At 59.5% G+C, this 10,086-nt stretch carries 10 protein-coding genes; 1 reads left to right on the plus strand and 9 read right to left on the minus strand.

The window, feature by feature from the left end; genetic code table 11:
- Positions 1 to 114 precede the first annotated feature (114 nt).
- From ehuA to eutB, 8 genes are all read right to left on the minus strand, one after another.
- Complete coding sequence (gene ehuA / locus BJ928_RS38075; RefSeq protein ID WP_047637197.1) at positions 115 to 879, minus strand: ectoine/hydroxyectoine ABC transporter ATP-binding protein EhuA; 765 nt, start codon at positions 877 to 879, stop codon at positions 115 to 117.
- On the minus strand, positions 876 to 1,568 hold the full coding sequence (gene ehuD / locus BJ928_RS38080; protein WP_047637196.1) for an ectoine/hydroxyectoine ABC transporter permease subunit EhuD: 693 nt from the start codon (positions 1,566 to 1,568) through the stop codon (positions 876 to 878). The genes ehuA and ehuD overlap by 4 nt, the downstream gene beginning before the upstream one ends.
- The gene (gene ehuC, locus BJ928_RS38085; protein ID WP_047637195.1) at positions 1,565 to 2,230 is read right to left on the minus strand and encodes an ectoine/hydroxyectoine ABC transporter permease subunit EhuC; all 666 of its coding nucleotides are present in this window, start codon (positions 2,228 to 2,230) and stop codon (positions 1,565 to 1,567) included. Before ehuC ends, ehuD begins: the two co-directional genes overlap by 4 nt.
- Positions 2,231 to 2,323: 93 nt before the next feature.
- Positions 2,324 to 3,181 (minus strand): ectoine/hydroxyectoine ABC transporter substrate-binding protein EhuB, encoded by an 858-nt coding sequence (gene ehuB / locus BJ928_RS38090; RefSeq protein ID WP_047637194.1) that lies wholly within the window; start codon positions 3,179 to 3,181, stop codon positions 2,324 to 2,326.
- A 105-nt stretch (positions 3,182 to 3,286) separates the two neighbouring features.
- Positions 3,287 to 4,306, minus strand: a complete 1,020-nt coding sequence (gene doeB / locus BJ928_RS38095; protein WP_052228093.1) for a N(2)-acetyl-L-2,4-diaminobutanoate deacetylase DoeB — start codon at positions 4,304 to 4,306, stop codon at positions 3,287 to 3,289.
- A gap of 9 nt (positions 4,307 to 4,315) precedes the next feature.
- Positions 4,316 to 5,494 (minus strand): ectoine hydrolase DoeA, encoded by a 1,179-nt coding sequence (gene doeA, locus BJ928_RS38100; protein WP_047637193.1) that lies wholly within the window; start codon positions 5,492 to 5,494, stop codon positions 4,316 to 4,318.
- Positions 5,491 to 6,507 carry an ectoine utilization protein EutC gene (eutC, locus tag BJ928_RS38105; protein WP_047637192.1) on the minus strand — a complete coding sequence of 339 codons (1,017 nt, stop codon included), beginning with the start codon at positions 6,505 to 6,507 and terminating at the stop codon, positions 5,491 to 5,493. Before eutC ends, doeA begins: the two co-directional genes overlap by 4 nt.
- The gene (gene eutB, locus BJ928_RS38110; protein WP_052228095.1) at positions 6,504 to 7,487 is read right to left on the minus strand and encodes a hydroxyectoine utilization dehydratase EutB; all 984 of its coding nucleotides are present in this window, start codon (positions 7,485 to 7,487) and stop codon (positions 6,504 to 6,506) included. The genes eutC and eutB overlap by 4 nt, the downstream gene beginning before the upstream one ends.
- A 403-nt stretch (positions 7,488 to 7,890) precedes the next feature.
- Between eutB and BJ928_RS38115 the strand changes: the two genes are divergently transcribed.
- Positions 7,891 to 8,916, plus strand: a complete 1,026-nt coding sequence (locus tag BJ928_RS38115) for an alpha/beta hydrolase (protein ID WP_082012081.1) — start codon at positions 7,891 to 7,893, stop codon at positions 8,914 to 8,916.
- 232 nt (positions 8,917 to 9,148) lie between these two features.
- Here BJ928_RS38115 and BJ928_RS38120 read toward each other — a convergent pair whose 3' ends face one another.
- A complete protein-coding gene (locus BJ928_RS38120; protein ID WP_052228092.1) occupies positions 9,149 to 9,841 on the minus strand; it encodes a metalloregulator ArsR/SmtB family transcription factor in 693 nt (230 codons plus the stop codon).
- Between the last annotated feature and the right edge of the window lie 245 nt (positions 9,842 to 10,086).

The following is a 10,086-nucleotide window of genomic DNA, read 5'->3' on the forward strand; positions in this document are numbered from 1 at the left end:
AGGGCGCTCTCCTCAAAGGCCGCCACAAATCGCCGCGATCAGCGGCTTAGTTCAATCCTCAATCCGATTCCGCGTTCAATGGACGCGCTCTAGCCTTGCCGCAGCGGATTTCCGTCAAAGGATCGAGCCCAGGAACTCCTTGGTGCGCTCTTGCCTGGGCGTGCTGAAGATCTCCTCCGGCTTGCCCTGCTCGCAGATCCGGCCCTTGTCGAAGAAGCAGACGCGGTCGGACACTTCGCGGGCAAAGCGCATTTCGTGCGTGACCAAAAGCATGGTCAGGTCGTGTTCGTGGGCAAGGTCACGGATGACGCCGAGCACTTCGCCGACGAGCTGCGGATCGAGTGCCGATGTCGGCTCGTCGAACAGCAGGACGCGCGGCCGCATGGCAAGCGCACGGGCGATCGCAACGCGCTGCTGCTGGCCGCCGGATAGCTGGCTCGGATAGTGATCCTTCTTTTCCGAAAGCCCGACCATGCGCAAAAGTTCGACCGCACGGCACTCGGCTTCCGCTCTCCCCAACCCGAGCACGCGGGTCGGCGCCTCCACGACATTGCGCAGCACGGTCATGTGCGGAAACAGATTGAAGCTCTGGAAGACCATTCCGACATGAGTGCGGATCTGGCGAAGATGCGCTTCGCTGGCGAGGAAGCGTCCGCGACCATTGTCCTGGTGGTAGGACATGCCGGCCAGATGCAGGGTTCCCTCCTGGAAAGGTTCGAGCGTCATGAGGATGCGCAGGACCGTTGATTTTCCCGAGCCGGAAGGACCGATCAACGTCACCTTCTCTCCGGGGATAACATCGAAGCAGAAATTGTCGAGCACGGTCAGGTGGCCGTAGCGCTTGGTCACATCTTGAAAGCGGATCAGTGGTTGCGTCATCTCAAAGCAATTCCGTTTTTCGGCAACGCCTTTTCGAGCCAGTGAATGGCTGCCGAGCAGACGAGCGTGAGGATGAGGAAAATCAGGCCGACGAGGGAAAGCGGCACCAGATACTCAAACGTCCGATCTCCGATGAGATTGGCAAGGTTGAGCATGTCGACCACCGTGACGACGGAGAGCACCGGCGTCTCTTTCAGCATGGAGACGAGATAGTTGCCCATGGCCGGTATGATGCGGGGGATCGCCTGCGGGATGATGATATCCCAATAGGTGCGGCCGTGGCTGAGATTGAGGGCCGTCGCCGCCTCCCATTGCCCTCGAGGCACCGCATCGAGACCGCCACGATAGACCTCGGACGTATAGGCCGAATATTGCAGCCCGAGGGCCAGCGCACCGGTCAGGAAGGCAGGCAGCGTGATGCCATAAATCGGCAGGACGTAGTAGAGGAAGAACAGCTGGACGAGCAGCGGGGTGTCGCGCAGGAACTCGACGACGAAAGCCGTCGGCCAGGAGATCGCAATGAAGCGGCTGCGCCTGAGCAAGGCGAAGACCAGGCCGAGAACGAGGGCGATCGCAAAGCCGGCCGCCGCCGCCTCCAGTGTGACGATCAGGCCGATGCCGAGGATCGGCAGGATGGACCATGCAAAGGACAGTGTCGTCGACGTATCCCAGGTGAAGCCATACATCATGCCGGCGCCCTCCCGGGGAAGGCGGGGCCGCGCCGCAAGGCCGTCTCCAGCCAACGCATGAAGGCGACGAGGATGAGCGCCATGATGAAATATCCGATAAGCGTCAGCGAGTAGATGGTCACGCTATCGAGCGTGATGTTGCGCAATTGCTGCGCCTGGAAGGTCAGATCGCTGATCGAAATGAGCGACACCAAAGCCGTATCCTTCAGGTTCTGAACGGCAAGATTGCCGAAAGCCGGCATCATTTCGACGACGGCCTGCGGCAGGACGATATGGAAGAGCGTCTGGCTATGCCCGAAATTCAAGGCTCGCGCCGCCTCATGCTGGGTATCGGGAACTGCCTGCAGCGCGCCGCGCACGACCTCCGCTCCATAGGCGCCGATGTTGAGCGCAAGACCGGCAATGCCTGTCGTGATGGGATCGAAGGAAATCCCGATCAGCGGCAGCGCGTAGTAAAGCCAGAAGAGCTGAACCAGAAGCGATGTACCGCGAAAGATCTCGATATAGACGATCGCGATCCAAGACAGCAGCCGCCCTCCGGCAAAGCGCGCTAGGCCGGCTGCGAACGCTAGGATCGCACCGAAGAACATCGAGGCGATGGCGATGATCGCCGTCACCTCCGCACCCTTCAGCAATGCCGGAAGATATTGTGTCCAACTCATTTTTGGGTCACCTCCGTTCCAGGATGGGAGGGGCCGAGCGACCTGGCGATCGTCCGCAGACTGCCGCCAGGTCGTTCCCGATTGTCGATAAGCTCACTTGCCCGCGCAAAGGTCTTCGGTGCTCTTGGTGCGTGCCGCTTCGACGCTTTCATCGCTAAGACCATAGGACATCAGGATCTTCTTGTAGTCATCGGTCTTCTTGAAGGCTTCAAGCGCCGTGTTGAAGGCCTTATAGAGCTCCTTGTCTTCAGGCCGGAAATCGAAGCCACCATAACTTCTGACCGACTTTCCCTTGATGACCGGGTCGGTGAACGGCGCTGCATGCTCGACATTCGTGCTGCCCTGAACCAGCTTGGCGACGGTTAGCTCGGTTGCCGCATAGGCGTCGGCACGGCCGGTCTGGATCGTGGAAAGCGCGTCCGCATTCGCCTGGATCATGACGATCTGTGAATCCGGAATGCCGAGGCCATGGAAGAAATCGAGCTGATCGGCGCCGGATACGATCGCAACCTTCAGCGACGGGTCCTTCTTGATGTCCTCATAGGAATGCAGTTTCTTCGGATTGCCTTTCGGCACCAGAAGCCCTTCGCCATAGCTCGAATTCGGCGTGGTGAACTGCACCTGCTTGCAGCGCTCAGGCAGGATGTTCTGCTCGGCGGCAACGAAATCGAAGCGCTTGGCCTTAAGGCCCGGGATCAGCGATCCGAACGGCGTCACGGTCCAATCGATTTCCTTAACGCCCATCGACTTCAGGACGGCTGCGGCAACATCGGGACCAATACCCTTGGCAGAACCGCTCTCGTCCATGAAGCTGTAGGGTACCTCATTGGCGCTGGCGCCGCGGATATAGCCATCCTTCTTGATCTGCTCGAGGCTGGCGGCATGGGCGGATGCGGCAAGGCCGATGGTCAGGGCCACGGCGGCGAGACTGCGGTAAAGATTCGACTTCATATGGTTCACTCCTCTGTGGTTGAATTCCGTTATCGACCGTCCGGTTTTCCGGATCTTTGCCGTAGCGGGGTGGTGATCCGCGCCGCGCTGTCGCGCCGCGGCAATTCAAGGCCCTTCCGTCAAGGTTGCTACGACGGCCAGGCAATCCCCGGTCTTGATCAGGCCGGGAAAATGACGGGCGGCGAGGACACCATCGAGCGCCGCGAGATAATCGAAGGGTGCAGCTCCCGTGCGACCGATCGGGTGGATGCGGGCGATGATTTCTCCTTGCGCAACCACGTCACCCAGATCCTTGACGGGCTCGAAGAGACCGTCCGCCTCGGCAAAGACGAAACAATCGGACGACGGCATATCGAGCCATTGCGTCGGTTCGGTCTCCGGAGCACCTGCGACAATGCCTGCCTGTTTCAGGACATTCAGAACACCGCGCTTGGCAATGGAAGCCGTGCGCGCCGATATGGTTCCACCGCCGGAAAGCTCGGTCGTCACAAAAACCTTGCCCATCTCCTCTGCCGCGGTGTCGTACATGCCGACAGCATCGATCTCGATCATCCGCATGGAATAGGGTGCTGAGAACGCGGCAACGCCGTCGAAGCAGGCTTTTTCCTGGCCCTTGTCCGGCAGAGCATGCGCTGCGGCATAGGGCAGGAAATCGAGCGTTCGGCCGCCCGAATGAAAGTCGAGGACGATGTCGGCAAGCGGTAGCAGGTAGCGGGTAAAATAGTCGGCGATCTTTTCCGTCACGCTACCATCAGGCCGACCGGGAAAACTGCGATTGAGATTGCCCTTGTCGATCGGCGAGGTGCGCGTTGCGGTCTGGAAGGCGGGATAATTCATCGCGGGAACGATGATGACCCTCCCCTTGATCTCTTCCGGCTTCAGCGTCCGGGCAAGATCGAAGAGCGCAACAGGCCCCTCATATTCATCGCCGTGATTGGCACCGGTCAAAAGCGCCGTCGGCCCTTCGCCATTCCTGATGACGCAGATGGGGATCATGATCGACCCCCATGCGGAATCGTCGCGCGACCAGGGCAGGCGCAGATGACCATGCTGGATGCCGTCGCGGTCGAAATCGACAGTCGGGGTGATCGGCGATGGTCGTTTGGAAATGCTCATGCTGTTCATCTCAGGCAATCACTTCACCACAAGGCGCCGGGGCACGTTGGAGAGGCATTCGACGCCGTTCTCGGTGATGACGATGCTCTCTGTGATTTCCATGCCCATAGTCTCAAGCCAGAGACCGGTCATGAAGTGGAATGTCATGCCGGGCATGAGCTCGGTGCGATCGCCAGGGCGCAGGCTCATGGTCCGCTCGCCCCAGTCCGGCGGATAGGAAAGACCGATCGGGTAGCCCGTGCGGTTATCCTTGACGATTCCGTATTTCTTCAGGACCGCGAAGAAGGCGTTGGCGATATCTTCGCAAACATTGCCGGGCTTGGCGGCGGCAAGGCCAGCCTCCATGCCCTCCAGCGTCGCCTTCTCGGCCTCGAGAAAGGCTTGCGTCGGTTTGCCGAGGAAAACGGTTCGCGACAGTGGGCAGTGATAGCGGCGATAGCAGCCGGCGATCTCGAAGAAAGTGCCCTCGCCGCTCTTCATCGGCTTGTCGTCCCAGGTCAGGTGCGGAGCCGAGGCATCCGCACCCGATGGCAGCAACGGGACGATGGCGGCATAATCCCCACCGAAGCCGTCGACGCCGCGAATGCCGGCATCATAGATTTCGGCGACCAGATCGGACTTGCGGATGCCCGGCTCGACCTTCTCGACGATCCGTCTGTGCATGGCTTCGACGATACGGCCGGCCTTGCGCATATAGTCGAGTTCGGTCTTGCTCTTGACGGCGCGCTGCCAGTTCACGAGCCCCTGCGCATCCTTGAAACGGGCATTGGGCAGATGCTTGACCAGTGAAGCGTAGGCTGCGGCAGTGAACCAGTAATTGTCCATCTCGACGGCGATGGAAGCGTTGGCCCAGCCGCGCTCCTCGATGATCTTCGAGAGCAGATCCATCGGATGGCGCTCATTGGACTGCACATAATGATCGGGATAGCCGACGATATTGTCGTGGGCGAGATAGGCCGTGCGCTTGGCGCCATTGGCATCCTGCCCGCGTCCGTACCAGACCGGTTCGCCGGTATCAGGCACCAGCACGCATTGATGCACGTAGAAAGACCAGCCGTCATAGCCGGTGAGCCAGTGCATGTTGGAGGGATCCGTGACGATGACGAGATCGACACCGGCCTTTTCCATGGCGCGGCGCGTCTTTGCGAGCCGTTCTGCATATTCGGCACGGGTGAAATTTAGGATCGGTTCGCTCACGCTGGGTCTCCTGATGCTTTTGTCGTTTCGATCGCCTGCCCCGCGCCGGCCAAGATGGCGCGGCGATGAGCAAGCGTGGCAATGGCAGTGTCCTGGACGCCTGTGCCGGTCAGATCGCAAAGCGTGATCGCATCACGTGACCGGCGGCCTTCCGTCTGGCCTGCGACGATGGCCCCGAGTTCGGGAAAGCCTGCGGTCTCGCTAACTAGCCCCGCGGCAAGCGCGTGATGCAGCTCACCCAGCCGCCGTGTCTGCTTCAGGCTGTCGGCGACGTAGGGCGTGGCTTGGACAATAGCGGCGGGATCGATCTCGTTCTTGTGCTCGGCGTCGGAGCCCATGGCCGTGACGTGCTGACCGGGCTGCAGCCATTCGGCTTTGAGGATCGGCTTGTCGGAGGGCGTGGTGGTCACAATGATATCGGCGCCTCTGCAGGCCGCTTCTGCATCCGCTTGCGCCGACACGGGAAAGCCGAGTTCGGCCGTCAATTCCTCCGCAAGCTTTTCCGCTTTCGCCAGATCCCGCGCCCAGATCCGGGCAGCCTCGATCGGCCGGACGAGTGTCAGCGCGCGCAATTGCAGGCGAGCCTGCATGCCCGCTCCGAAGATGGCAGCGATCCGGGTATCCGGCCGGGAAAGGTGGCGGGCGGCCACCGCACCCGCGGCGGCCGTGCGCACATCCGTCAGATAGCCATTGTCGAGAAGGAGCGCCTCGACCAAGCCGGTGCGGGCCGACAGGAGCATCATCAACCCGTTGGTGCTCGGAAGCCCTAGCGACGGATTGTTGAAAAAGCCGGGACTGACCTTGATCGCGAAACTGTCGAGATCGGGAACGTAGGCCGCCTTCACGTCGACCTCGCCGCGATAAGCTGCTATATCCAGCCGCATGATGGGCGGCATTTCCACAGCCTTTGTCGCAAGCGCCACAAAGGCCTGCTCAACGCAGCCAACGGCATCGTTGTCGAGCTGGACGATCTTGCGAAGATCGGTTTCCGTAAGGATCAGCACACGCGTCATCGGACCACTCCCCTTTCCTGTCCATTGACGATCGCGCGATGGAATGCCGGATCGATATTGCCCCCGGAAACGATGATCACTGTCGGACCGTCTGATCGGATCTTGCCGGCAAGCAGGGCCGCGATCCCGACTGCGCCCGCCCCTTCGACCGTCATGCCTTCGACCATGGCTGCATGACGAATGCCTGCAGCGATCTCCCCCTCGCTGAGCAGGATCACCTCATCGAGAAGAGCGCGACACATCGGGAAAGTCAGGCGATTGTTAAGGCCAATGCCGCCGCCGAGTGAATCCGCAATGGTCTCGACCTCCTGCACGTCGGTCGGACGACCAGCCGCAAGGCTCGCCGCCATTGCAGCACCACGCTCCATCGACACGCCGACGACTTTTGCGGCCGGCCGACGGCCCTTGATCGCGGCGGCAACGCCTGAAGCAAGGCCGCCGCCGGACAGCGGCACGAGAACAAGCGCGGTTTCCGGCAGATCGTCTGCAACCTCGAGCCCGAGCGTGCCTTGGCCGGCGATGACATCGGCGTCGTCGAACGGCGGAACGAAATGCATACCCTCTTCATGGACGAGGCGCCCGACCTCCCGCATGGCGTCATCCTGCGAGTGCCCGACGATACGAATATCCGCCCCAAGGCTTCGGATAGCCTCGACCTTGCTGGCAGGGACGAGCCCGGATAAGCAAATCGTCGCCCGCGCACCCATCGCCTTGGCGGCATGGGCGACAGCTCGGCCGTGATTGCCTGTGGAGGCTGTGACCAATCCGTGCGAACGAGCCTCCTCGTCCAAGCACAGAAGCGCATTGGTGGCGCCTCGCAGTTTGAAGCTGCCAGTCTCCTGATGATTTTCCAGCTTGAGATGAACGGGAGCGCCGATTTGTTGCGTCAGCGCTCGCGAAATCCGTAACGGCGTGGATCGCACATATCCGGCTATGCGCCGCTGGGCGGCCTCAATATCCTGTAACGTGACTAGTCCCATCACCGCACGCACCGGCATCTGGCTGATACAACCGTCGTTCTCACGATTTTCGTCTCTTTCTAGCGCTGGATGTTCATGACAGCAGCGTGAAAGAGGCAATGGATCATGTCAATCTGAATATTGTTTCATTACAATTATTACCCCTTCCGAGCGCGTCGAGTCCTCTTGGGCAAGACAACATTGGGGGCAAGTCCTCTTGTCGGTATTTGCATCCGACGCGATCAGCATTGAAACAGGCTCACGGCGAAGAGCAAAACCGGGTGCGGCTTCGAGGCGCCACGTCAGCCGGTGCGATATCCCCGCTGTCCATAACGCGCTTCTCACGAAAACGTCACGGGCGGCACCGGGCGCCCAATGATATGCAGCCTTCCAACTTGCTGCTCGCACTTATGGGAATGGGACAATGACCGTCATCCGCAATGCAATCAGGCCGTTGCTGATTACCGGTTTCCTGATCGCATCGATCGGAGCCGCAAACGCCGAGACCGCTCCGGCTTACGGGGCCGAATTGCAGGGGTTCGACTACGGCTTCCAAGTCCACGACTACCGTTTCAAATCGCAGCGTGCCATGCTTTCGATGCGTTATGTCGATGTTAAACCGGAGCATGAAAACGGCCGCACCATCGTGCTATTGCATGGAAAGAACTTCTGCGCGGGAACCTGGGGGGCAACGATCAATGTTCTCGCCGGGCAAGGCTATCGGGTAATCGCGCCCGACCAGATCGGCTTTTGCAAGTCGACGAAACCAACGCATTATCAGTATACGTTTCAGCAGTTGGCACGCAACACACATGCCTTGCTCGAAAGCCTTGGCATCGACAAGGCGACGATTGTCGGCCATTCGACCGGTGGCATGCTCGCCATCCGCTACGGGCTGATGTACCCCGGCGCGACAGAGCAGCTCGTTCTCGTCGACCCGATCGGGCTGGAGGATTGGGCAGCCAAGGGCATGCCGTCGGTGGGCGTCGACGACTGGTATCGGCGCGAGTTGAAAACGTCCGCCGGCACCATCCGCAATTACGAGAAGAGCACCTATTATGCCGGTCAATGGAAGCCCGATTACGAAAAATGGGTGCAAATGCTTGCCGGCATGTATCGCGGCCCAGGCAAGGATCTTGTCGCCTGGAATTCGGCATTGCTCTATGACATGATCCTGACCCAACCGGTCGTCTACGAACTCGACCGGCTCTCGATGCCTGTCCTCCTGATGGTGGGCGACAAGGATAACACGGCGATCGGCAAGGATTTCGCACCCGAAGCTGTTCGTCCGCAGCTTGGCAACTATCCCGAGCTTGCCAAGTGCACCATGGCCAAGCTCCAGCATGGTACGCTCATCGAATTTGCGACGCTTGGCCACGCGCCACAGATCCAGGATCCCGATACCTTCCACGCGGCCCTGTTGCAGTGGCTGAAACAGCCGGCGAAATGACCTCACATTGTTGATTGCCACTGAGAACTGACCCGCCGGGTCAGTTCTCAGTGGCAATCAACATTCTATGCAAAGCAGGGCCGGGAACCTCTCGATGACGAGTGGCTCAGATCGCACCTCAGAAGAATGGCGAAAGGAAGTTGCGAGAACAAAGCGTCGGCTGTGGGCGGGATGATGCAAGACTGAGTCGTTGCCCTCGACCTATAGACGTCGTCCTGATCAACTCAACGCTTTATGACTCTTCCGAAGTAAGCCAGCCCAAGGCTGCTTTTCCGCTATCGGTCATCGAAACTGCCCTGTTAGCCCTCCTCTCTATCCACCCTTTATCAAGGAAATGCGCAAAGAGAGCAGCACCCAAAAAACCGCCCAGATGAAATTTACCCGGCTCGCTCCAGTCCGGACAGCCAAAGGCAAGCCGCCTATAGTTGTTCGCCATATGGGCGTTAAAATCGAGCCCTAGTTTTTGGAAAACCGCCCCTGCCTGCGGCCCGATTTCAACTTCGTCCCATGGGAATTTCGCGTCGGTCAGTGCTTCGTGCTCAACCAGTCCCTTGAACACCTGTACTCCGACGGCGCCAGCAAGATGGTCATAGCACGCCCTCGCCGTTCGCAGGGGCTCCGGAGTCGTCATACTTGTTGCCTTGTGGTCTCCCGTCGCCGCCCATGACAACGATGCAATGACCTCGGCGATTGCCGGCGATGTGACCCGATAAATAACAAGGCGCCCTTGCTTTTGGGATTCCACAAGACCGTGGTCACGCAAATTGCGCAGATGATTTGACACGTTCGGCTGCGACGATCCCGTAAGCTCCACCAACTCTGCAACGGAACACGGCCCCCAGGTCAAATACTGGAGCATATGCAATCGGCAAGGATCGGCCAGCATACTGGCGATGCCGGCTGCGACTTTCAGTTCTTCTGTCATTGACAGCGCCTACTCATAGCTGTCACATATCATTCAACAGTGATGTATATGACTTGACTGCATTGGAGATTTCAGTGGTGAAATTTGCAAGCGTGCCGGCATTGAATCTCGCACTCTCCAATATCATTTTTGGCACCATTGGCCTTTTTGCCTGTCCGACATCAGCGCCCTTGAGACAGAATTGGTTTAATTGAGAAGAGAGGATTTTCGGCTCATCGTAGCTCTATCAAAGGAAGCGAAGATGA

It is taken from the genome of Rhizobium sp. WW_1 (genome assembly GCF_003610155.1).
Classification (GTDB): domain Bacteria; phylum Pseudomonadota; class Alphaproteobacteria; order Rhizobiales; family Rhizobiaceae; genus Rhizobium; species Rhizobium tropici_A.